This window comes from Amphiplicatus metriothermophilus (assembly GCF_900199215.1).
Lineage (GTDB): Bacteria > Pseudomonadota > Alphaproteobacteria > Caulobacterales > Parvularculaceae > Amphiplicatus > Amphiplicatus metriothermophilus.
Genome location: NZ_FZQA01000006.1, coordinates 1 through 22,219, shown reverse-complemented (window position 1 = coordinate 22,219; position 22,219 = coordinate 1). Strand labels below are relative to the sequence as shown.

At 69.2% G+C, this 22,219-nt stretch carries 18 protein-coding genes and 4 tRNA genes; 16 read left to right on the top strand and 6 right to left on the bottom strand.

The window, feature by feature from the left end; all coding sequences use genetic code 11:
* Positions 1 to 189: 189 nt before the first annotated feature.
* Positions 190 to 274: transfer RNA gene (locus CHB64_RS11835), tRNA-Leu, on the top strand.
* Positions 245 to 442, top strand: a complete 198-nt coding sequence (locus tag CHB64_RS15115) for a hypothetical protein (protein ID WP_143266014.1) — start codon at positions 245 to 247, stop codon at positions 440 to 442. The genes CHB64_RS11835 and CHB64_RS15115 overlap by 30 nt, the downstream gene beginning before the upstream one ends.
* Positions 443 to 716: 274 nt before the next feature.
* Here CHB64_RS15115 and CHB64_RS11825 read toward each other — a convergent pair.
* Positions 717 to 802 (bottom strand) — tRNA-Tyr (locus tag CHB64_RS11825).
* A 248-nt stretch (positions 803 to 1,050) separates the two neighbouring features.
* Here CHB64_RS11825 and rlmB point away from each other — a divergent pair.
* The 5 genes from rlmB to CHB64_RS11800 all read left to right on the top strand — a co-directional run bounded on the left by rlmB (position 1,051) and on the right by CHB64_RS11800 (position 5,468).
* Positions 1,051 to 1,839, top strand: a complete 789-nt coding sequence (gene rlmB / locus CHB64_RS11820) for a 23S rRNA (guanosine(2251)-2'-O)-methyltransferase RlmB (protein WP_089412836.1) — start codon at positions 1,051 to 1,053, stop codon at positions 1,837 to 1,839.
* The gene (locus CHB64_RS11815; protein ID WP_159462489.1) at positions 1,836 to 2,219 is read left to right on the top strand and encodes a GFA family protein; all 384 of its coding nucleotides are present in this window, start codon (positions 1,836 to 1,838) and stop codon (positions 2,217 to 2,219) included. The genes rlmB and CHB64_RS11815 overlap by 4 nt, the downstream gene beginning before the upstream one ends.
* Entirely contained in the window at positions 2,216 to 3,094 is an 879-nt protein-coding gene (locus CHB64_RS11810) for an SDR family oxidoreductase (RefSeq protein WP_089412834.1), read from the top strand. Before CHB64_RS11815 ends, CHB64_RS11810 begins: the two co-directional genes overlap by 4 nt.
* A gap of 1 nt (position 3,095) precedes the next feature.
* Entirely contained in the window at positions 3,096 to 3,752 is a 657-nt protein-coding gene (locus CHB64_RS11805; protein ID WP_089412833.1) for an HAD-IA family hydrolase, read from the top strand.
* A 66-nt stretch (positions 3,753 to 3,818) separates the two neighbouring features.
* Positions 3,819 to 5,468, top strand: coding sequence for an acyl-CoA dehydrogenase family protein (locus tag CHB64_RS11800; protein ID WP_089412832.1), 1,650 nt, complete (start codon positions 3,819 to 3,821; stop codon positions 5,466 to 5,468).
* A gap of 663 nt (positions 5,469 to 6,131) precedes the next feature.
* On the opposite strand, the gene CHB64_RS11795 is transcribed toward CHB64_RS11800, so the two are convergent.
* The 5 genes from CHB64_RS11795 to CHB64_RS11775 all read right to left on the bottom strand — a co-directional run bounded on the left by CHB64_RS11795 (position 6,132) and on the right by CHB64_RS11775 (position 12,413).
* Positions 6,132 to 8,996, bottom strand: coding sequence for a valine--tRNA ligase (locus CHB64_RS11795; protein ID WP_089412942.1), 2,865 nt, complete (start codon positions 8,994 to 8,996; stop codon positions 6,132 to 6,134).
* A 132-nt stretch (positions 8,997 to 9,128) separates the two neighbouring features.
* A complete protein-coding gene (locus CHB64_RS11790) occupies positions 9,129 to 9,344 on the bottom strand; it encodes a DUF1674 domain-containing protein (protein ID WP_089412831.1) in 216 nt (71 codons plus the stop codon).
* Between the two features lie 213 nt (positions 9,345 to 9,557).
* Complete coding sequence (locus CHB64_RS11785) at positions 9,558 to 10,145, bottom strand: DUF2497 domain-containing protein (RefSeq protein ID WP_089412830.1); 588 nt, start codon at positions 10,143 to 10,145, stop codon at positions 9,558 to 9,560.
* Positions 10,146 to 10,253: 108 nt separating this feature from the next.
* On the bottom strand, positions 10,254 to 11,618 hold the full coding sequence (locus CHB64_RS11780; protein WP_159462488.1) for a TolC family outer membrane protein: 1,365 nt from the start codon (positions 11,616 to 11,618) through the stop codon (positions 10,254 to 10,256).
* Between the two features lie 138 nt (positions 11,619 to 11,756).
* Positions 11,757 to 12,413 (bottom strand): protein-L-isoaspartate O-methyltransferase family protein, encoded by a 657-nt coding sequence (locus tag CHB64_RS11775; protein WP_089412828.1) that lies wholly within the window; start codon positions 12,411 to 12,413, stop codon positions 11,757 to 11,759.
* Positions 12,414 to 12,561: 148 nt separating this feature from the next.
* Here CHB64_RS11775 and CHB64_RS11770 point away from each other — a divergent pair.
* The 9 genes from CHB64_RS11770 (at position 12,562) to CHB64_RS15110 (ending at position 22,128) form a co-directional block, all read left to right on the top strand.
* A tRNA-Cys gene (locus CHB64_RS11770) sits at positions 12,562 to 12,635 on the top strand.
* Positions 12,636 to 12,941: 306 nt separating this feature from the next.
* The gene (locus CHB64_RS11765) at positions 12,942 to 14,507 is read left to right on the top strand and encodes a TolC family protein (RefSeq protein ID WP_159462487.1); all 1,566 of its coding nucleotides are present in this window, start codon (positions 12,942 to 12,944) and stop codon (positions 14,505 to 14,507) included.
* Between the two features lie 2 nt (positions 14,508 to 14,509).
* A complete protein-coding gene (locus tag CHB64_RS11760) occupies positions 14,510 to 15,751 on the top strand; it encodes an efflux RND transporter periplasmic adaptor subunit (RefSeq protein ID WP_089412826.1) in 1,242 nt (413 codons plus the stop codon).
* Positions 15,748 to 18,930 (top strand): efflux RND transporter permease subunit, encoded by a 3,183-nt coding sequence (locus CHB64_RS11755; RefSeq protein ID WP_089412825.1) that lies wholly within the window; start codon positions 15,748 to 15,750, stop codon positions 18,928 to 18,930. Before CHB64_RS11760 ends, CHB64_RS11755 begins: the two co-directional genes overlap by 4 nt.
* Before the next feature lie 354 nt (positions 18,931 to 19,284).
* A tRNA-Asn gene (locus tag CHB64_RS11750) sits at positions 19,285 to 19,359 on the top strand.
* A gap of 215 nt (positions 19,360 to 19,574) precedes the next feature.
* A complete protein-coding gene (locus CHB64_RS11745) occupies positions 19,575 to 20,822 on the top strand; it encodes a tyrosine-type recombinase/integrase (protein WP_089412941.1) in 1,248 nt (415 codons plus the stop codon).
* Between the two features lie 723 nt (positions 20,823 to 21,545).
* Positions 21,546 to 21,737 carry a helix-turn-helix domain-containing protein gene (locus CHB64_RS15280; protein ID WP_159462486.1) on the top strand — a complete coding sequence of 64 codons (192 nt, stop codon included), beginning with the start codon at positions 21,546 to 21,548 and terminating at the stop codon, positions 21,735 to 21,737.
* The gene (locus CHB64_RS15275) at positions 21,734 to 21,886 is read left to right on the top strand and encodes a hypothetical protein (RefSeq protein WP_159462485.1); all 153 of its coding nucleotides are present in this window, start codon (positions 21,734 to 21,736) and stop codon (positions 21,884 to 21,886) included. Before CHB64_RS15280 ends, CHB64_RS15275 begins: the two co-directional genes overlap by 4 nt.
* A gap of 8 nt (positions 21,887 to 21,894) precedes the next feature.
* On the top strand, positions 21,895 to 22,128 hold the full coding sequence (locus tag CHB64_RS15110; RefSeq protein ID WP_159462484.1) for a hypothetical protein: 234 nt from the start codon (positions 21,895 to 21,897) through the stop codon (positions 22,126 to 22,128).
* The last annotated feature ends 91 nt before the right edge of the window (positions 22,129 to 22,219 follow it).

Genomic DNA, 22,219 nt, shown 5'->3' with positions numbered 1-22,219 from the left:
TCGCCGCGCGAGGGCTCCTGGCGGAACCGGCCCCTCCGGTAGGCGGCGGGCGAAACGGCCGGCCGCCAGACGCCGCCGCGTCCACGCCGATGAAGGCCGCGCCCAAGCCGAAGGACGCCGCGTCCGCGTCGGCCCGGCGCTCCAATTGACAAGCGGCGCGCGGCTCGCCTATGGGAGCCCCTCGCTCCTGCCCAGGTGGCGGAATTGGTAGACGCGCAGGTTTCAGGTACCTGTGCCGCAAGGCGTGGAGGTTCGAGTCCTCTCCTGGGCACCAGGCGACTGTTTCTCACAGTCCGACCCCGGCGAGGTCAGCCGGCAACTGCGCCTGGCTTTTCTCGCCCTGGATATCGTCGCGGCCCTGCTCGACGGCGCCGCGCCGGCGCGACGCCTGCCCGTCCGCTGGGCGGCGCAGCGCCGGCTGCTCGGCTTTCCCCAACCCTGACCGCGCCCCCGCGCGCCCGTCGGTTGGCCGTCGAAAGAACAGGGAATGGCTGGTGGTCCGCGGCGGATTCGACCCTGCGATGCATGGGGCCTCGTAAAGCTCGGAAATGTCGCGGCAATTCTTGGCCGGAAAGTCCAAGAGACTAATTTGCCCAATTCAGGTGCGAAAAACCGCCCGAAATCTATTTATCTTTGTACTGAGCATTCGCGCGCCGATGACGCAGTCTGAATCCGACTCGCCGGCCGCCACAAAAAGACGTCAAACAATGACGTAATGGTGGAGGGGGCTGGATTCGAACCAGCGTAGCCATACGGCGCCAGATTTACAGTCTGGTGGATTTAACCACTCTCCCACCCCTCCACGGGGCCGGGCGGGCGCGCCGCTCGGCGAGAGGCGGGCCGGGCCGCAGCGCTGCGGCGCCCCGTCCGCCGGGGAGAGCCGGCTCTATAGTCGACGCGCGCGCGCTTCGCAACCGCGGCGCGGTCGCGCCAGGCGCGGACTTTCGACGCGCCCCCGCCCGCGCGCCGGCCGCAACCGCGCGCTCAAGACCGTTTCCTCCGGCGCGATCCTGATCTAGGCAGACGCGAAGCCCGCCGGAACAGCATGCGATGAAAAGCCAGACCAAAAACCGTCCGCCCGGCCGCAGACCGCCGCGCGAGGCGGCGGGCCCGCCCCGCCTTTTCATCTACGGCCGACACGCGGCGGCGGCCGCCCTCGCCAATCCGGCGCGCAAGATCCGCGCGCTCTGGGCGACCAAGAACGCGGCGGACTGGCTCGCCGGGCGCGCCCTGCCGGCGGCGCGCCTCGCGGCCCTGCGCGAGGCGCGCCCCGACGACATCGACCGGCTGTTGCCCGAAGGCGCCGTGCATCAGGGCATCGCCCTCGAGGTCGAGGACCTTCCCCGCGCGCGCCTCAAGGAGGTCTGCGATCCCGCCGACGGCCGGCCGGTCGTCGTGCTCGACCAGATCGCCGACCCGCAGAATATCGGCGCGATCTTCCGCTCGGCCGCCGCCTTCGGCGCGGCGGCGATCGTGGTGCAGGACCGGCGCACGCCGCCGCTCGCCGGCGCGCTCGCCAAGGCCGCGGCCGGCGCGCTCGAGCGCGTCCCCTGCGTGCGCGCCGTCAACATCGCCCGCGCGCTCGAAGCGCTGAAGGAGCGCGGCTATCACTGCGCGGGCCTTGCGGGCGAGGCCGAGACGCCTGTCGCGGCGATCCCGGCGGACGCGCCGGCTGCGCTCGTCCTCGGCGCGGAGGGCGCGGGCCTGCGCCGGCTCGTGGCGGAGACCTGCGACCGGCTCTATCGCATTCCCATCGCGCCGGCGGCGGAAAGCCTGAACGTTTCGGTCGCGGCGGCCGTATGTCTGTACGAACTGACCCGGCGAAGGAGCACGGCATGAGCGAAACGATCCATACCGGCGGGTGCGCCTGCGGCGCGACCCGGTTCGAAGGGCGCGGCGCGCCGAAATTCGTCGGCAACTGCCATTGCGCCGACTGCCGGCGCGCGACGGGCGCGGCCTTTTCCACCTTCGTCGGCTTTCGCGACCGGCAGGTGACGTGGACCGGCGCGGAACGCAAGCGCCGCGAAAGCTCGCCCGGCGTCTTTCGCGGCTTTTGCGCCGCATGCGGAACGCCGCTGTCCTATCAGGGATATAAATGGGCCGGCGAGACGCATCTGTTGATCGGCTGCTTCGACGATCCGTCCCGTTACGTTCCGACCGGCGAGGTCTTCGCCGAGGAGCGGCTTTCCTGGGCGCCCCTGATCGGAGGCCGGTCATGAGCGGACAGGACGCGCCGGCGGCCGTCGTGACGGGCGCCTCAAGCGGCATCGGGCGGGCGATCGCGGCGACGCTGACCGACGCCGGCTGGCGGGTCTTCGCCGGCGTGCGCAAAGAGGCCGACGGCGCGGCGCTGCGCGACGCGCTGGGCCCGCGCCTGACGCCGCTCATTTTCGACGTGACCGACGCGCCGGCGATCGCGCGCGCGGCCGACACCGTGAGCGGCGCGCTCGGCGGACGCGCGCTCAAAGGCCTCGTCAACAACGCCGGAATCGCGGTGGGCGGCCCCCTCGCCCATCTGCCCATGGAGGATCTTCACCGCCAGCTCGACGTCAATCTTTACGGCGCGCTGCGCGTCACGCAGGCTTTCCTGCCGATGCTCGGCGCGGACCGGCGCTTTCAGGGCCCGCCCGGACGGATCGTCAATATGAGCTCCGTAGCCGGAAAGAACGCCATGCCGCTCAACGGGCCCTATTCGATCTCCAAGCACGCGCTGGAAGCCATGTCAGAGACCCTGCGGCGCGAGATTCTGCCGCTGCACGGGATCGACGTCGTCATCATCGGACCCGGCGCAGTCAGGACGCCGATCTGGGAGAAGCCGAAGCTCGACGACTACCGTAAATATCAGCATACGGCGTACTGGCCCTATCTCAAACGCATGGCTGCGCTCATGAAAGAGGTCGGCGACGACGGCCTCGAGCCGGAAGCGGTCGGCCGGCTGGTCCTGCGCGCGCTGACGGCGAAGCGGCCGAAGACGCGCTATGCGATCCTCAAGAACAGGTTCATGCTGTGGACCCTGCCGCGGCTTCTGCCCAGGCGCATGGTCGACGCGATGATCGCGAAGCGCTTCGGCATGGCGCCGGCGGGGCGGCGCTGAGATGGCCGTCGAAGCCGTCATCTTCGATTTCGGAGGCGTGTTCACCACCTCGCCGGTGGAGAACTTCGCCGCCTTCGAGCGCGCGCGCGGCCTGCCCGAGCGCTTCATCGGCGAGGTCATCAAGAAGAACCATCACGCCAACGCCTGGGCGCGCTTCGAACGCGCGGAGATAGATCTCGACGCGTTCGACCGGCTGTTCGCCGAGGAGACCCGCGCGGCGGGCTTCGAGATTCGCGGCAAGACCCTCGTCGGCCTCATGTCGCTGACCTTCCGGCCCGAGATGATCGCCGCGCTCGAACGCGTGAAAGCGGCGGGATTCAGGACCGGCTGCATCACCAACAACCTGCCCGATCTCGGCGCCGGCGAGATGCTCGCCGCGTCCGAGAAGCGCGAGCAGCTCGAGGCGATCCACGCCAATTTCGATCACGTCATCGAGTCGTCGAAGGCCGGCGTCAGAAAGCCCGAGCCGCGCGTCTATGAGATGATGTGCGAGGCGCTCGCCGTCGCGCCGCCCGCCTGCGCGTACCTCGACGATCTCGGGATCAACCTCAAGCCCGCGCGCGAAATGGGCATGCGCACGATCAAGGTTCCCTTCGGCGACGTCCGTCCGGCGATCCGCGCGCTCGAAGAGGTTCTGGGCCTGTCCCTCCTCGACTGAAGGCTGCGCGCGCCGATTGCCGGCGCGGACCGGCGGGCGCACAATGGGCGCGAAGGAGGAAACGTCATGGCTCATTACCGCCCGCGCGCCGCCCTCGCCACCCATGAGGTGACGAACCAGCCGCCGCCCTTCGAGGACGTCAACATTTTCGAGCTCGACGCGGCGCTGCGCGAGGCCGTGGAGAAGGCCGGCGGCGGCGCGCACGCGCCGCATCTGTCGGCCTTCGGCGGGCGCGTCGGCTCGGCGGAGGTCATCGAATGGGGCGTGCAGGCGAACCGCAACCCGCCGCAGCTCAAGAGCTTCGACCGCTACGGCCATCGCCTCGACGAGGTGGAGTTCCATCCGGCCTATCACGAGTTGATGGATCTCGGCATTTCCGCCGGCGTCGCGGCGGGAGCCTGGCGCGCGAGCGAGGCCGGCCATGTTCTGCATGCGGCGCTTTTGTACATGATGGGCCAGGCCGACGGCGGCGTGTGCTGCCCGATGTCGATGACCTACGCCGTCGTGCCGGCGCTGCGCCGCGAGCCGGCCGTCGCCGCCGAATGGGAGCCGCGCGTCACGGCCGGCCGCTACGATCCGCGCTTCATCCCGGCGCGCGAGAAGCGCGGCGCGACCATGGGCATGGCCATGACCGAGAAGCAGGGCGGGTCCGACGTGCGCGCCAATACGACGCGTGCGGAGAAAACAGGCGCTGACGAATATCTTCTCACCGGGCACAAATGGTTCTGCTCCGCGCCCATGTGCGACGCGTTCCTCACGCTTGCGCAGACCGAGGCCGGGCTCGCCTGCTTTCTCGTCCCGCGCTGGAAGCCGGACGGGACGCGCAACGCCTTTCACATCATGCGGCTCAAGGACAAGCTCGGCGACCGCTCCAACGCTTCTTCCGAAATAGAATACCACGGCGCGTGGGCGCGCCGCGTCGGCGAGGAAGGCCGCGGCGTCAGGACGATCATCGAGATGGTGAACCACACGCGGCTCGACTGCGTGGTCGGCTCGGCGGGCGGGATGCGCGCCGCCCTCGCCCAGGCGCTGTGGCACGCCGCCCACCGCACGGCCTTCCAGAAGAAGCTCATCGATCAGCCGGCCATGCGCGGCGTGCTCGCCGATCTCGCGCTCGAGACGGAGGCGGCGACCGCGCTCGCCGTCCGGCTCGCGCGCGCCTTCGATCATGCGGGTGCGGACGAATCGGAAGCCGCCTTCGCGCGGCTCGCCACGCCGGTCGCCAAATACTGGATCTGCAAGCGCCATCCCGGCGTCGCCTATGAGGCGATGGAGTGTCTCGGCGGGGCGGGCTATGTGGAGGAAAGCCCGATGCCGCGCCTTTACCGCGCCGCGCCGCTCAACGCGATCTGGGAAGGCTCGGGCAACGTCATCGCGCTCGACATCCTGCGCGCGTTGGGGCGCGAGCCGGCGAGCCGCGAGGCGCTGATGGCGGAGCTTTCCCGCGCGAAAGGCGCGAACCGGCTTTACGACGCGCATCTTGCGCGGCTCGGCGCCTGGTTCGAGCCCGGCGCGCTCGGCGAGGCGGCCGCGCGCGGCTTCGCCGAGACGCTGGCGCTGGCGCTTCAGGCCGCCGCGCTCCATCAGTATGCGCCGGATTTCGTCTTCGACGGCTTCTGCGCCGGCCGGCTCGATCCGGACTCGCGCGCGCTCCTCTACGGCGCCGCGCCCGGCGTCGACGCCGATCGGATGATCGCGCGGGCCCTGCCGGTTTGAGAGGCTGAATGAAAAACCGGCGCCGGGAAAAGGATCGGGGATTAAGGATTACGAAGCCCCGTCGTCCCGGGCGCGCCCTTCCCCGTCGTCCCGGATGCAGCGCGGCATGAAATGCTGCGCTGCTGATCCGGGACCGAGTGCGGCGGGCGCCGGCGCTTGCGGAGAGCGGTCCCGGGTCTGCATTGCATCACTGCGCGCTGCGCCGCATCCGGGGCGACGATGGAGCGGGTCGGGAGCGGTCCCGGGTCTGCGGCGCGTCATTGCATGCCGCGCCGCGCCCGGGACGACGGGGGTTTCCGTTTCCCGCCGCCCGGCGCCTTGCGATTCCTCAATTCTTCCGCCTTTGCGTGGAACTCGCCCCCAGTAAAAACAAAGGCTTAGCGTAAAAACGGGGAAAGTTATCCCCGCCCTTCCGCCCGGCCCCATACTGGGCCCATGACAGAGACATCGCCCATCGCGCCCTCCCCCGCGCCCGGGCCGCAGCCGGGCGCGCCCCTTCGGGGCGAAACCGCGCGATTCGCGCAAAGCCGAATCGTTCGAAACCGGCCCGAAGCCCATGCGGCGCCAGACTCAGCGCGACTCGCCGCCGCGCCGTTTCGTGCGATTCGCCGCCCCGCCGCCGTCGCCCGGCAGGCGGGCCCGCCCGGCGCGCCGGGCGTCGGCCTACAGCGCCTTGAGGCGGTCGAGGGCGGCGGCGAGCTTGTCGCGCTGGGCGGCGTAGTCGGCGCGGCGGGACTTCTGCTCCTCGACCACCGCGGCCGGCGCGCGCTCGACGAAATTGCGGTTCGCGAGCTTCTTGTCGACGCGGGCGATCTCCTCTTCGGCTTTCGCGATCTCCTTTTCGAGGCGCGCTTTCTCGGCCGCGACGTCGATCACGCCGGCGAGCGGCAGCGCGAAGACCGCGCCGTCATGGACGAACTGCGCCGCGCCTTGCCCGGGCGCATCCACAAGGGAAACGACGGAAAGCCGCGCGAGCCGGCGAACGACGCCCTCATGGGCGGCGAGCCGCGCCCGCGCCGCGTCGTCGAGGCTCGCCGCTTCGAGCGGGATCCGCGCGGCGGCGGGAATGTTCATCTCCGCGCGCAACGAACGGATCGCGGTGATGAGCCCGATCATCCAGTTGATCTCGGCGGCGGCCTCGGGCGCGCGCAATTCGGCGAATTCGAGCGGCCAGTCCGCGAGCATGAGCAGGCCCTCGCGCCTGGCGGTCTTGCCCCACAGCGCCTCGGTGACGAACGGCATGAACGGGTGCAGCAGCTTGAGGATGCGCTCGAGCGTCCAGCCCGCGACCTGCCGGGTCTCGGCCTTCGCCGCCGCGTCGTCGCCCTGCAGGGCGGGCTTGGCGAGTTCGAGATACCAGTCGCAGAAGACGTTCCAGGTGAAGCGGTAGATCGCGCCGGCCGCGTCGTTGAAGCGGTAGGTCTCGAACGCGGCCGAGACCTCGCCGACGCAGGCGTTCGCTTCGTGCACGATCCATTTGTTGAGGGTCGCCGTCGCGGAAGCGGGATCGAAACCGGGCCCCGCGACGCACTCGTTCATGACGCAGAAGCGCGCCGCATTCCACAGCTTGGTGGCGAAGTTGCGATAGCCTTCGACGCGCGCCTCGGCGAGGCGGATGTTGCGCCCCTGCGCGGCCTGCGCGGCGAGGGTGAAGCGCAGCGCGTCCGCCCCGTATTTGTCGATGAGCGCCAGCGGATCGATGACGTTGCCCTTCGACTTCGACATCTTCCGCCCCTGCTCGTCGAGCACCAGGGCGTGGATGTAAACGTCCCTGAACGGAACGTCCTTCATGAAGTGAAGGCCCATCATCATCATCCGCGCGACCCAGAAGAAGATGATGTCGAAGGCGGTGACGAGAACGGACGTGGGATAACGCGTCTTGAGGACCGCGTGATCCGCATGGCCTTCCCTTTCCGCGTCAGGCCAGCCGAGCGTGGTGAACGGCCACAGCGCGGAGGAGAACCAGGTGTCGAGGACGTCGGGGTCGCGCGCGAGCAGCGGGCCCTCGCCTTCGCCGCGGACCATTCTGTCGATCTCTTCGAGCGTGTAGCCTTCCGCCGTATAGCGGGCGATCGCCGCGCGCCGCGCCTCCTCCTCGCTCTCGGCGACGAAGCAATGGCCGTCCGGCCCGTACCACGCCGGAATCTGATGGCCCCACCAGAGCTGACGCGACACGCACCAGGGCTGGATGTTATGCATCCACTGGTAATAGGTCTTGGTCCAGTTCTCGGGGACGAAGCGGGTCTTTCCCTGCTCCACAGCCGCAATGGCCGCTTCGGCGAGCTTCTTCGCGTCCACATACCACTGGTCGGTGAGATAGGGCTCGATGACGACGCCCGAGCGGTCGCCGAAAGGCTGGACGACCTTCTTCTCCTCGACGCGGTCGAGAAGGCCGTTCTCCTCGAACCAGGCGACGACGATCTTGCGCGCCTCGAAGCGGTCCTTGCCGTCCAGCGCCTCCCAGACCTTGCGCCGGGCCGGCGTCGGATCGAGGCCGTCGAGGAAAGCGCCGTTGTCGAGCAGGGCGATGCGCGCGTCGTCGGTCATGACGTTGATGGCGGGCAGTCCCGCGCGCTTGCCGACCTCGAAGTCGTTGAAGTCGTGCGCCGGCGTGATCTTCACCGCGCCGGAGCCCTGCTCGGGATCGGCGTGCTCGTCCGCGACGATGGGAATGCGCCGCCCGACGATGGGCAGCTCGACGAACCTGCCGACAAGATCCTTGTAGCGATCATCGTCAGGGTGAACGGCGACGCCCGTATCGCCCAGCATGGTTTCGGGCCGCGTCGTGGCGACGGAGACGTAATCGCGCGTCTCCCATTTCGTCGGCTTTCCGTCCTCGTCATATTCGACCGGAAACTCGTAGGTCGCCCCGTCCGCCAGCGGATAGCGGAAATGCCAGAAATGGCCGTCGGTCTCGATATTCTCGACCTCGAGGTCGGAGATCGCCGTCTGGAATTTCGGGTCCCAGTTGACGAGCCGCTTGTCGCGATAGATCAGCCCTTCGCGGTAAAGCTGGACGAACACCCTGGCGACCGCCTTCGACAGGCCCTCGTCCATGGTGAAGCGCTCGCGGGACCAGTCGCAGGAGGCGCCGAGCCGGCGCAGCTGGCGCGTGATCGTCCCGCCCGACTCTTCCTTCCATTCCCACACGCGCCTGACGAAGGCCTCGCGGCCCATCTCGCGGCGCGAGGGCTCCTGGCGCTCCATGAGCTGGCGCTCGACGACCATCTGCGTCGCGATGCCGGCGTGGTCGCAGCCCGGCTGCCAGAGCACGGACTTGCCGCGCATCCGCTCGAAGCGCGCGAGGATGTCCTGCAGCGTGTTGTTGAGCGCATGGCCCATATGCAGGCTGCCCGTGACGTTGGGCGGCGGGATGACGATGGTGAAGGGCTCGGCCCCCGGCGCGTCCGACGGCCGGAAGGCGCCCGCCCTCTCCCACGCGTCGTAAATCTCCTGCTCGGCGCCGGCGGGATCGAAGGTCTTTTCGAAATCGGATCGGGCGTCGGGGCCGGACTTGGCGTTTGTCATGGGAAAAACAGCCGGGCTGAATGGCGATTGCAAACGGTCGTGGAACGGCGGGTTATAGCCTGCCCGCCGCATCGCACAAACCCGCCTTTCCCGCGCCCCCCGGGCCTGCGCCCTCGCTACCGCGTGGCTGAGTCAGAAATCGCTGCAGCGCCCGCCGCACTCCCAGTCGCCGTAGCGGGTCGGCTCGAGCCGGCCGTCCCCGTCGCAGGGGGAGCGCAGCCGGGCCGGATCGGCCGCGCGCCGGCGGCGGGCCGCTTCCTTCAGGGCCTGGCGGGCGATTCTGTCGAGCCGCTTGCCGGGCGCGGCCCCGAGCTCGTTGCGAAAGAAATTCCGGATAAGGAAGATCATGGCGCCTCCGTCGTGCGGGCGTTGAGCGGAGATACGCGACAGACGCCCGCGACCATAGCGGAGGCCGCGCCGCATCCGGGATCACGAGCGCGCGCCCCGGCGGTCACGAAATCGTGGGAAAATCAGACGGCGCCGGACGACGGCGCAGCTCCGGCGCCAGGCCGCTTCGCGCGGCGGGGCGCCCGGCGCGACCGCTCAGAAACGCGAACCGCCCTACAGCCTGCGGCGGGCGAGGCGCTTGACCTCTTCCTCGACCTTTTCCTCGACGATGGCGGGCAGGTTGGCGTCGAGCCAATCCTTCACCATCGGACGGAGCATCTCGACGACGATGTCCTCGAGGGTGCGGCCGTCGCCGGCCGACACCCGCACGTTCTGGGACAGCGCCTGGAACGCGCGCGACGCCGCCGCGGCGGTCGTCTCGTCGATGAAGGATTCCTCGCCGTCGTCGTCGCGCATGGTCATGGCCGCGGAGTCGCTCTTCATGTCCGCCTCTTTCGGCTGGCTGCGCTCGGGACCGCCGGCGGGCCGCGAGGCAGCGGATTGATGCAGGTCGGGCGCGGCAGGCCGCCGGACAGGCTCGGCCGGGGCGGCGGGCGGCGCAGTCTCGGCAGGGCGCGGCCGCGCCGTCGGGGCGGCGTCGCCGACGAACGAAGGCTTCGGGGCGGCGGGTTCGCCGGACGGCTTCGCCTGCGCGGCCTGGGGCCGCGCCTCGTCGCCGGCGGAATCGTCATCCTCGGAGATGATCCGCCGGATCGAGGCGAGGATCTCTTCCATGCTGGGTTCAGGCTGCGGTGTTGTCATGGCCGAACGCCCTTCGGGATCGCGGCGGGCGCGCAGGCCCGCGTTTCACCGCCTAGTTGTCCGCCGCTTCGCGCCGGCGATCAACCCTCTCCTTGCGCGGGCGCGCGCTCATTCGTCCCCGTCCGCCGGGACGACCGCCGCCGCGTCCGCGCCGTTCGCGTCGAGCGTCAGAATCCCCGCCGCTTCGAGGAGGGCGAAGGCGGCCGCGCGCTCGTCGCGCCTGGCGCCGGCGAGCGCGACGACCGCGTCGCGCAGCTCCTGCTCGGCGTCGAGCACGTCGAGCGTGGTGCGGGTTCCGAGCTGCGCTTCGCGGCGCACGCCGTCGAGGGCGAGGCGGTTGGCCGCGACCTGTTTCTCGGCGGCGGCGATGGCGATGCGCGCGGCGACGAGCCGCTCCCACGCCGCGGCGACGGCGGCCTCGGCCCGGCGCTCGGCCTCGACGACCGCCTCGCGGGCGCTGTCGGCGAGCGCTCTGGCCTCGCGCACGCGGGAATGGTTGAGCCCGCCCTGGAAGATCGGCACGGAGGCGCGCGCGCCGTAAACGAACTGCTCGTCGTCGAGAACGAAGGTGCTCGGCTCTTCCGCATACTGATAGGACGCCGTGAGCGAGACCGACGGCAGGAGCGCCCCGCGCGCGATGGCGACCTGGCGCCGGCTCGCTTCGGCCTGCTCGCGCGCGGCGACGACGGCGGGCGCGTAGGAACGGGCGAGCGCCTTCGCGGCGTCGAGGCTTTCGGGCAGATCGGGCGTTTCAGGGTCGTCTTCGAGCTCGCCCGGCGCCTGGCCGACCAGCTCGGCGAAGCTCGCGCGGCTGACCGCGAGCTGGGCCTGGGCGCTGGCGAGATCGGCCCGCGCGCGCGCAAGGCGCGCCTCGGCCTGGGAAACGTCCGTGCGCGTCACCTCGCCCACGCGGAAGCGCGCCTGCGTTTCGTCGAGCTGGCGCAGAAGCACTTCGACCTGATTGCGGCTGGCGTCATAGACGACCCGGTCGCGCAGCACGTCGAAATAAGCCGTGGCGACGGCGCGCAGCACGGCCTGCTCCGTCGCGGCGAGCTGGGCGCCGCCGGCGCGGATGCGCGCCTTGGCCTGCCGGATGGCGTTCAGATTGCGAAAGCCGGTGAAAACGGGCTGCTCGGCCGTGACCTGGCCGGACAGGGTGTCGAGCTTGAACGTGCGCGCCGCGGCGCCGGTCCCGCCGAAGGCGGCCTGATTGATGGTCTGCGTCTCGTCGATGCGGGAATAAGAGCCCTGGGCGCTTATCTGCGGCAGCGCGCCCGCCCGCGCCTGGGCTTTCAGCTCTTGCGTCGCCCGCAGCCGGGCGCGTTCGGCGCGGATCGTCGGATTGGCGCGATAGGCGAGCGCCAGCGCCTCTTCGAGGCTTTGCGCCCCGGCGCCGCCGGGGATGAAAATCGCGCCAAGGGCCAGGACAGCCGCTCCGCCCATGGCTCTCGCGCCGCTCGCTTTCGCGTTCACGCAACCCCTCCGCTTCCGCCTGCGCTCTCTCATCCGCGGATTCCTAACGGACAGCCGTTGAGAATGAGTGATCCCGCCGTTTCGGCGCAGATGTGGCCCCGCGACGCCGGTTTCAACCGCCCGGCGCAGCCGTTCCGGTCAGAAACGGAAGGTCTTCGGGGCCTCGAATTCGGGCAGCACCGCCGCCGTGCGCGCGTCGAAGACGGTCCGGGCACCGATCGCGTCGCCGTCGCGCCGCCAGATCACGCCGCGCGAGACCCCGCCCTCCCGCCGGATGGCGGCGAGCCGGCCGCCGTCCTTGAGCTGGGCGAGCAGCGCCTCGGGCTCCACGGCGACCGCCCCGCCGCCGATGAAGACGACGTCGTAAGGCCCCTGATCGGGCGCGCCCCTGGCCGGATCGCCGGCCACTACGGCGGCGTTGTCGATATCGAGCGCGGAAAGGGTTTCCTGCGCGGCGCTCGCGAGCGCCTCGTCGGCCTCCACCGCCACCACCATCTCGGCGAGGCTCGCCAGCACCGCCGTCGAGTAGCCGGAGCCGCAGGCGACGTCGAGCACGAGATCGGTCGGCGCGATCTCGGCCTCCTCGGCGAGCTTCGCGAGGTCGCGGACGGTCAGAAGCCGCCGCCCGTCCGCATAGGGAATCTCGCGCTCCACATAGGCCTGGTCGCGCAGCGCCGGCGGCAGGAAGCGCTCGCGCGGGATCGCCTCGAGCGCCGCCTGAAGACGCAGATCCGTCACGTCGTTGGTGCGGACCTGGCTGTTGACCATGTGTTTGCGGGCAACCGTGTAATCCATGACGACCTCGCCTCCGTCGCCAGCGCAATACAGGCGTCCTCGCCGGCGCGCAACGCGGACGCGGAATTCTTTGCGCGGCCCTTTGACCGGCGCGGGCCTGCGCGCTATGACGGCCCGCCCGGCGCACGTCCGTCGGGCGACGCCCCGAGGCCACGTGGCGGAGTGGTGACGCAGCGGCCTGCAAAGCCGTGTACGCCGGTTCGATTCCGGCCGTGGCCTCCAGTTCTTTCCATGCGCCCCGACGGCGCGCCGGACCCGCGGCGAAGCGGCGACGGAAAGGGCAAGCAAAGACGTAATAAACGTAATAAAGGCGCGGCAAAATCGCAGACTGACGCCGCCGGCTTTTGTCAGCCGTCGACGTTAACCACGTCCTCAGGCCGTGAGGCTAGCGTGGGCCCGCCCGGCGTCCCCGCTCGTCGCAGACGAGGGGCCGCCTGTCGCTTCCTGGTTGAGGGACGCGCCGGGCGCCGCTTTAAGTCGCCGCGAGGACGCGAAGAAACCGCATTCGCCTGTTCAAGGAGCCGTTCAATGTTGCGAGGGGGCGTGGCCGTATCATTGCTGGCGCTGGGCGCCTGCGCGAGCGTCGATCAGACGCTGCTCGACGCGCAGCTGCCCGATCCGCCGGCGGCCTGGACCGCCAGCGAAGCGCTGGGCGACGCGCCGACCGGGGACTGGCTCGCCGCCTTCGGCGACGACGCGCTCTACGCGCTGATCGACGAGGCCGTACGCCATAACAACACGCTGCTCGCCGCGGCGGCCAATCTCGAAGCCGCGCGAGCGAACTCGCGCATCGCGCGGGCCAATCTGCTGCCCACCCTCAACGCCTCGGCCAACGCCTCGCGCAACGCCATCGTCACCGATCCGGCCGCCGCCGCCCAGAGCGGGACCGGCGCCGATCTCGGCGGGCTGCGCGCCAAGGAGCTCGAAGAGATGTTCGGCGTCGATCGCGACGGCGACGGCCGCCTCGACGGACTCGATCTCGACGGGGACGGCTTCGCCGAAGCCCCGCTTCCCAACCGGCGGGTCTACATCAACAACTATTCGCTGGGCGCGCAGATTCAGTGGGAGCTCGACCTGTGGGGCCGGCTCGCCGACGAGACCCGCGCCGCCTATCGCGATGCGCGCGCGAGCCTCGCGGATTTCCGCGGCGCGCAGCTTTCGATCGCCGGCGCGGTCGCGCAGTCCTGGTTCGCGCTGATCGAGGCGCGCCAGCAGCGCGAGCTCGCCGAGCGCGACGTCACGGCGCGCGAGAGCAATCTGCGCGTGACCGAGCGCCGCTTCGAGCGCGGCGTCGCCTCCAGCCTCGACGTCAGGCTGGCGCGTTCCGCCCTCGGATCGAGCCAGGCCAATCTCGCCTTCCGTCAGCGTACGGAGAAAGAAGCCGCGCGCCGGCTCGAAGTGCTGCTCGGGCGCTATCCGGCCGCCGAGCTCGAAGCCGCCGAGTCGCTGCCCCAGCTGCCGCGCCTCGACGGCGCAGGCGCGCCCGGCGAAATACTCGCCCGCCGGCCGGACCTTCTTGCGGCCGAAGCGCGCATGGAGGCCGCGGGCCTTCGTGCGCGCGCCGCGCGCAAGCAGCTTCTGCCGCGGCTCACGCTTTCCTCGCAGATCAGCACCAGCGGGCCCGAGCTCGCCGACGTGATCGATCCGGAGCGCCTTGCGGGCAACATCGCTGCGGGCCTGTTCCAGCCGCTGTTCCAGGGCGGACGCGTCCGCGCCAACGCCAAGCGCGCGCGCGCGCTTGCCGAAGCGGCCCTGCTCGATTACGCCGAGACGGCGCTTCGGGCCTATGAGGAGGCCGAGAACGCCATCGCGGCCGAGGCCTATCTCGCCGCGCGCGAAGAAGCCCTGAAGCTCGCCTATGAGGAGGCCGCAGCGGCGGAGGCGCTGACCGAGCGGCGCTACGCCAGCGGCGCGGCCACGATTTTCAACCTGCTTGACGCCCAGACGCGTCGCATTTCGGCGGAAAGCGCCTATATCCAGGCGACGCGGCAACGCGTCGCCAACCGGGTTGTTCTGTATCTCGCCATCGGGGGCGATTTCGTCACCGAAGCGAAGCTGGCGGCGGCGCCTCCGGGCGCGCCGGGGGGTAAGTGACAATGATACGCAAACTGGCCACCATATTCGGAACCCTCGGCATCTTCGCCGTCGGATTCTTTCTCATCGGCCTGATGGGCTCGCTGCGCCCGAAGCCCGAACGGGTCGAGCCCGAGATCGCGCCGCCCACGGTGTTCTACGAGATCGTCGAGCCGCGCACGGTCACGCTCGACGTGATCGCGCAGGGCGAGGTTCGTCCGCGTACGGATATTACGCTTACGGCGCAGGTCTCCGGCCGCATCGTCGAGACCTCTCCGAAATTCCTCGACGGCGGCGCCTTCGAGAAGGGCGACCTTTTGCTCAAGATCGAGGACGCCGACTACCGCTACGCGCTCGCCAGCGCCAAGGCGCGCGTTGCGCAGGCCGAAGAGGCCCTCCGCCGCGAGGAGGCCGAGGCCGCTCTCGCCCGGCGCGATTACGAGGAACTCGGCGAAGGCGACCCCTCCGCGCTCGCCCTGCGTCTGCCCCAGCTCGCCCAGGCGCGCGCGGCCTTCGAAGCCGCCCAGGCCGAGTATCAGGCCGCAGAGCTCAATCTGGCGCGCACGGCCGTCAAGGCGCCTTTCAAGGGCCGGGTGCGTCAGCGCCTCGTCGGCGAAGGCCAGTTCGTCACCGTCGGCAGCCAGCTCGGCCGCATCTTCTCCACCGAAATCGCCGAAGTGAGGCTTCCCCTCACCGACAGCGAGCTCGCCAAGCTCGGCCTGCCGATCGGTTTCGTCGAGTCGGAGAACGAGCCCGGCCCGCGCGTCGAGCTGACCGCGGAAGTCGGGGGCGACGTTCATGTCTGGGAAGGGCGCATCGCCCGCACCGAAGGCGCGATCGACCCCGGGACCCGGCAGATCGGCGCCATCGCCGTCGTCGACGACCCTTACGGCGCCGGCGCGGCCGAGGACGGAACCCCGCTCGCCGCCGGTCTGTTCGTCACGGCGCGCATCGAAGGGCGTCCCTATGACGACGCCATCGTGCTGCCGCGCTCGGCGCTCTATGGGCGCGACACGATCTACCTGATCGGCGAGAACGACCGGCTCGAGAAGCGCATCGTGAAGGTGATCGACGCAGCGCGCGACACGATCACCGTGGCGAACGGCCTTCAGCCCGGCGACCGCGTGGCGATCTCGCCGCTGCGCGGCGCGGAGGAAGGCGACGCGGTCGCGCCGATGGACCCGGATGCGGTCGGCGATGAGCAGGAAGAGGGCGAGCCCCTGCCGCCGGTCGCTGAAAACGCTGCAAGACGGGGACGGCTATGAACGGACTGATCGCCTGGTGGGCGCGCAACGCCATCGCCGCCAATCTTCTGATGGTGGCGTGCATCGCGGCCGGCGCCCTCGCCTTTCTGCGCATCGAGCGCGAAGTCTTCCCTTCCGCCTCCTTCAACTGGGCGACCATCAGCGTCGCCTGGCCGGGCGCAAGCCCGCGCGAAGTCGAAGAGCAGATCATCCTGCGCATCGAGGAGGCGATCTCCGACGTCGACGGCATCGAGCATGTCGAAGCGACGGCGCGCGAAGGCGTGGCCACCGTCACCATCGAAGGCAAGGACGACGTCGACACCACGCTCTTCCTCAATGAGATCAAGAACCGCGTCGACGGCATTTCGACCTTCCCGGCCGACGCCTATCCGCCGGTCGTCCAGCAGCTTCGCAATCAGGAAGGCGCCATCTTCATGGCGCTGTATGGCGACCTGAGCGAGCGCGAGCTCAACCGGCTCGCCCGCCAACTCAGGGACGAGGTCGCTGCGCTTCCCAACGGCTCGCCGCTCGTCAATCTGTGGGGCGAGATGCGCGAGGAGGTCTCGATCGAGGTCTCCGAAGAGGCGCTGCGGCGCTACGGGCTGACGTTTGACGACGTGGCGCGCGCCATTCGCGGCTCCTCGCTCAATCTCGCGGGCGGCCAGGTCAGGACGGACACCGGCAACATACAGGTCGCCGCACGCAATCTCGCCGACACGCAGGAGGATTTCGAACAGATCGTCGTTCGCCAGCTTCAGGACGGCTCGATCATCCGCGTCCGCGACGTGGCCAACGTCATCGACGGCTTCGAAGACCGCAAGCAGCGCCGCGAGATGAACGGCCAGCCGTCGATCTCTATCGCCGTGCAGGCGCCCGAGACGCTCAACATCGTCAAGCTCTCGAAGGCGGTGAACGAATGGGTGGAGAAGAAGAACGAGGAGCTCGCCGGCTCGGCGCAGCTCTATGTCTGGTTCGACTCCGCTGATCTTTATTTCGCGCGGATGCAGCTTGTCTCGTCGAACGCCGTGGTGGGCTTGGCGCTTGTCCTGATCGTGCTTCTGCTGTTCCTGCGCCCGTCCGTCGCATTCTGGGTGTCGATCGGCATCGCGGTTTCCTTCGCAGGCGCCTTCATCTTCATGCCGGCGGCGGGCGTGTCGCTGAACATGCTCTCGCTGTTCGCCTTCCTGCTCGTGATCGGCGTCGTGGTGGACGACGCGATCATCGTCGGGGAGAGCATTCACAATCAGGTGGAGGAAGGCCAGAAGGGCGTCGAGGCGGCGATTCTGGGCGCGCAGCTCGTCGCCAAGCCCGTGCTGTTCGCGGTGCTGACGACCATGATCGCCTTCATGCCGTGGCTGTTCATTTCCGGCGGCACGGCGCAGTTCACCAAGCACATCACGCTGACGATCGTCTTCGCCCTGACGTTCTCTCTCGTCGAGGCGTTCTTCATCCTGCCGGCGCATCTGTCGCACATGAAGCCGCAGAACAGAAACGGGCTGTTCTACCGGCTGCAGAGCTTCTTCGCCGAAGGGCTGATGGAGGTGGCCGACCGGTTCTACCGGCCGATCATCAAGACCGCCCTGCGGCTGCGCTATTACACGGTCGCGGGCTTCGTCGTGTTCTTCTCCTTCGCCGTGGCGCTGCTCGCCCAGGGCTGGATCAACTTCAAGTTCATGCCCGAGGTCGAGGGAACTTTCATCTCCCTCACCGTGCGCCTGCCCGAGGGCGCGCCTTTCTCGCGCAGCCTGCAGATTTTCGACGCCGTCGAAGACGCCGCCGACGGGCTGAAAGAGCGCTACGGCAAGGACAAGGCGGGCGAGGATTACGTCAAGGCCGTCTATATCCGCGCCGACGAAGGCCAGGTCGTCTCCTATGTGACGGTCACGGAAGCGCGCTACCGCGACGAATCGACCGAGCAGATCGCAGAGGCCTTCCGCGAGATTCTCGGCCCCATTCCGGATGCGGAGGAAATCAACACCACCTATACCATCAACAATGGCGGCGCGGATATATCCTTCGGGATCGAGGCGGAGGATCTGGAAACCCTGCGGCTTGCCACGATGGACGTGCAGAACTATCTGCGCACGCTGCCGGGCGCATATGACGTGCGCAACAATCTCCAGTCGGCGACGCCCGAAATTCAGATCGAAATGAAGCCCGGCGCGGAGCGCTTCGGCCTCACCTTGGGCGAGGTCGCCCGCCAGGTGCGCCAGGCGTTCTACGGCGAGGAGGTCCAGCGCCTGCCCCGCGACGGTCAGGACGTGCGCGTGATGGTGCGCTATCCGCGCGAGGCCCGCTCCTCGCTCGCCACCATCGAGGAGATGCGCATCCGCACCGCCGACGGACGCGAGGTGCCGCTCGCCGCGGTGGCCGACGCCAAGTTCGCGCCGAGCTACAAGCGCATCGACCGGCGCGACCGCAAGCGTTCGGCTATGGTGTCGGCCGAGCTGCGCGAAGGCGTCGACCGCGCCGCGCTGATGAAGGCGTTCCACGGCGAGTTCATGCCCGAATGGCGTCGGCGCCATCCCGACGCCTCGCTCGCCCAGCGCGGCGACGCCGAGGCGCAGGCGGAGTTCATGGGCGAGTTCTTCGCGCTCTACGCGCTCGCCCTGTTCGCCATGTACATGCTGCTCGCCATCGCTTTTTCGTCCTACTGGCAGCCCGTGCTCATCATGACGGCCATTCCCTTCGGCTTCATGGGCGCCGCCTTCGGCCATTTCCTGTTCGGGCTCGACTTCGCGCTGTTCTCCTTCTTCGGGGTGGGCGCGGCGGCGGGCGTCGTCGTCAACGACAACCTCGTGCTGATCGACTATGTGAACCGGCTGCGCGCGCAAGGAGAAGGCGCCTTCGCCGCGCTGGTGAGGGCGGGCGTCGGCCGCTTCCGGCCGATCATCCTGACCTCGGCGACGACCTTCATCGGCCTGTTGCCGATCATGTTCGAGCGCTCCACGGACGCGCAGTTCCTCAAGCCCACCGTCGTCGCCCTCGCCTTCGGGGTGTTCTTCGCCACCTTCGTCACGCTGATCTTCGTGCCGGCCATGTATGCGGTGGGCGCCGACATCGCGCGCTTCTATCGCTGGGCTTGGACCGGCGAAAAACAGCCCCCCTTCGGCGAAGGCGCCTCGCAGCACAGCGATTTCGGAGAAGCCGAAGCCGCCCGCCATCGCCGCCCGCCGGAGGCCCTGCGCCCGGCCGAATGAGCGCGCGCGTCTTCCGGCCGGCCTTGCCCGCAAGCGGCGAAAAACGGCCGATAAAATCGCCTGAAAGGGGGCCTTGCGTTAATCTGTTGTTAACACTTTAGGTTGATGCTTCGAATCGTCTTCTCCCGAGAAGATACCCCACCATACCCCACGACAGTGAAGTAAGCGGCCGCGTTTCCCCCAAGACGCGGCCGCCTTTCTTTTCAGGATCCGTCGCTTCCGAAGCGTCCTCGCCATCGCCGCCGTCGCCCCGCCCGTTGCGCCTTTCGCGCCGGACGACCGGGAAAAAATCCGCCACGGAAAGTGTGGATTCGCGCCGGGGCGTCTGCTATATCCGCGCCCTCTCAGAACTGTTCCCCGGTAGCTCAGTGGTAGAGCAATCGGCTGTTAACCGATTGGTCGCTGGTTCGAATCCGGCCCGGGGAGCCATTTAATCATCTCTGACGGTCAACCGACGTATCCCGCCGTAAGGCAACCCTTTGGTGCGTCGCGCTTTTTTGTCAATCGTCGAAAATGGCCGTCACTGGGCAGCGGACGAAAAGTGTGACATCGGCGATGATATCCGGGCCGGATGTACGCATCCCGACGCCGCGCATGTCGCCGTTTTGTTCCGCTCGCCCGTCGACGGGATGGGAGATGATTTCATGGCGATCGAGAAGTTGACGGACGCGGCGATTCGGGCGGCCAAGCCGCGGGCGAAGCTGTATCACCTGGCGGACGGCGGCGGGCTGTATCTGGCGGTCACGCCGGGCGGCGCGAAGTCGTGGCGGCTGGTCTATCGCTATGGCGGGCGGCAGCGCCGGCTGGCGCTGGGCCTCTATCCGGCGCTCGATCTCGCCGGCGCGCGCGAGAAGCGTCGCGAGGCGATGACGATGCTGGCGCGCGACGGCCTCGATCCTGCGGTCGAATATCGCCGGCGGGCGCGCGAAGCCGCGCTGCGGGCCAACAACACCTTTGGGCGGCTGGCCGACGAGCTGATCGCGAAGCGCGCGCGCGAGGGCGCGGCCAAGGCGACGATGGACCGGATGCGCTGGATGCGCGCGCTCGCCGCGCCCATAGCGGGCCGGCCCCTCGACGACATCGAGCCGTATGACGTGCTGGCCCTGCTGACGCCCCTGGACCGGCGGGGCAAGCATGAGACGGCGCGCCGCCTGCGGGAGTTCGTCGGGCAGGTCTTCAAGCTGGCGGTTGCGTTGCACCGGGCGCGCCGGAACCCGGTCGCCGATCTGGACCCGAAGCTGGTGCTGACGGCCGCGCCGGCCAGGCCGCGGGCCGCCATCGTCGAGCCGGCGGAAGTCGGCGCGCTCTGGCGGACCATCGACGCCTATCCCGGCAGGCCGGAAACCCGCCTCGCCCTCAAGCTGCTGATGCTCACGGCCGCCCGCCCCGGCGAGGTCCGGCGCGCCGAGTGGCGCGAATTCGATCTTGCCGGCGCGACCTGGACGATACCGGCCAAGAAGATGAAGATGCGCCGGCCGCATCGCGTCCCGCTCTCGCCTCAGGCGCTGGCGATCCTCGAAGAATTGAGGCCGCTCACGGGCGGCGGGCGCTATCTGTTCCCGAATGCGCGCCGCCCGGCGAAGGGGCCGATGAGCGAGGCGGCGATGGGCTACGCCCTGTGCCGCATGGGATACGGCAGGGCCGAGGTCACGCCGCACGGGTTCCGATCCGCGTTCTCCTCGCTCGCGAACGAGTCGGGCCTGTGGAGCGCCGACGCCATCGAGCGCCAGCTCGCCCACGTCGCCCCCGGGGTGCGGGGGATTTACGACCGCGGCGCGCGCTGGGACGAGCGCGTCAGGCTCATGGCGTGGTGGGCGGAGGAACTCGACCGCCTGGCCGCCGGCCGGCCCGAAACGGTGGTCCCGCTCTCGCGCAAGGCAGGGGCTGCATAAGCGCCGCAAGGGCCGCGCAAGCGCTCACGAGGGTCTCGGAAAAGAAAAAAAAGAGGACGAGAAGGTGCGCGCGGTAGGCGAATCGGCGCGCCGCCGCACACGCCCGCCCGCCCCTTCCGCCAGGCTCGCAGCCGGCAGCCGACGATGCGGCATGACCGCTGGCGGCACGTTAAGATTGCGCTTCTGCGCATACGCAACCGGGGTTTGAAGCGCGCCCGGTGCGGGAATCCGCCAGGCGCGCGGGCCTGCGGGCGGCTCGAATCGGTCTTTCGCGCGGCGGCGGGACGGCGCGCGCCTCCTGTGACGGGAGCCTTAAACGGCCCTGGACGCCTTGATTTGCGCGGCTTTTGCGCGATCCGGGCCGCGCGATGTCATCATCGATGTCGCCAGGCGCGCGCCGGCGGGAGCGCGGCCCCTGATTCGAGCGGCCGGGGGGAAAATTCGAAGCATCGAAGGCGTTCCTGCCCTCCTCGCGCGATTTTTCCTGAAAACCGCGAGGGTCGGCTCGCGGATTTTTTTTCATCCGGCTCCCCTGGGGCGGGGCCGTCAAAAGGTTAACGCGTTTGGTGCGTTGAGGGCTTTCGCAAACCGCCCAGGATGCTCCGCGCCCTCGCCGAGTCGCCGTCTGCAAGTCGGTGCGTTGCGCGGGTCTCGGGGCGCGGCGAGGGTCGTCCGTGCGGGTTTTTCCCGCGGGCTGAGATTCGTCAGGGTAAGGAGGACTTTATGACGGAGCCACTCGAAAACAGGCTTCTTCGGCTCGGCGAGGTCGTCGAAATGCTGCAGGTGAGCCGGCCGACGCTCTACCGGCTCGCGCGCGAGGAGCGCCTCGAGCTGCGGAAAATCGGTCGCTGCAGCCGAATCACCGGCGCGTCGGTCGCGCGCTTTTTGCGTCAGGGCGAGGAGGGCGCGCGATGACCTTCATCGAAAAGTTTCGCGCCTCGCGGCTGCGGGAAGCCGGCGCGGACGCGCGATGCGGCGGCGGCGCGTGGCCGCAACTCGCCCACGCCGCCATCCGCTGCCGCGTGAGGGTTGTCGAGCGGCGCGGCCTCGCGCGGAAGTCGTGAGCCTTGCGTTGACCGGCAGGGTCTACAGTAAGTTTTTCTGGAGCGACTGGGAGAACGACCCGGCGCTCCGCCTGTGCTCTCTCGCAGCACAGGGGCTGTGGATGCGGCTGCTTTGCGTCGCATCGAAAGGCGATCCCTACGGCTTCGTAGTCGTGAATGGTCGCGCCCTGGAGGCTTCTGACATCGCCCGACTGGTCGGCGTCAGCGAATCCGAGGCGGCAGACCTGATCGACGAGCTTTGACGAAACCCCGATGGCGCAGCCATTCTTTATGTAACCATGGGATTGGCTCCGAGGGAAGGCCGATCCGGCTGTAGCCTCCACACAGCGCAGG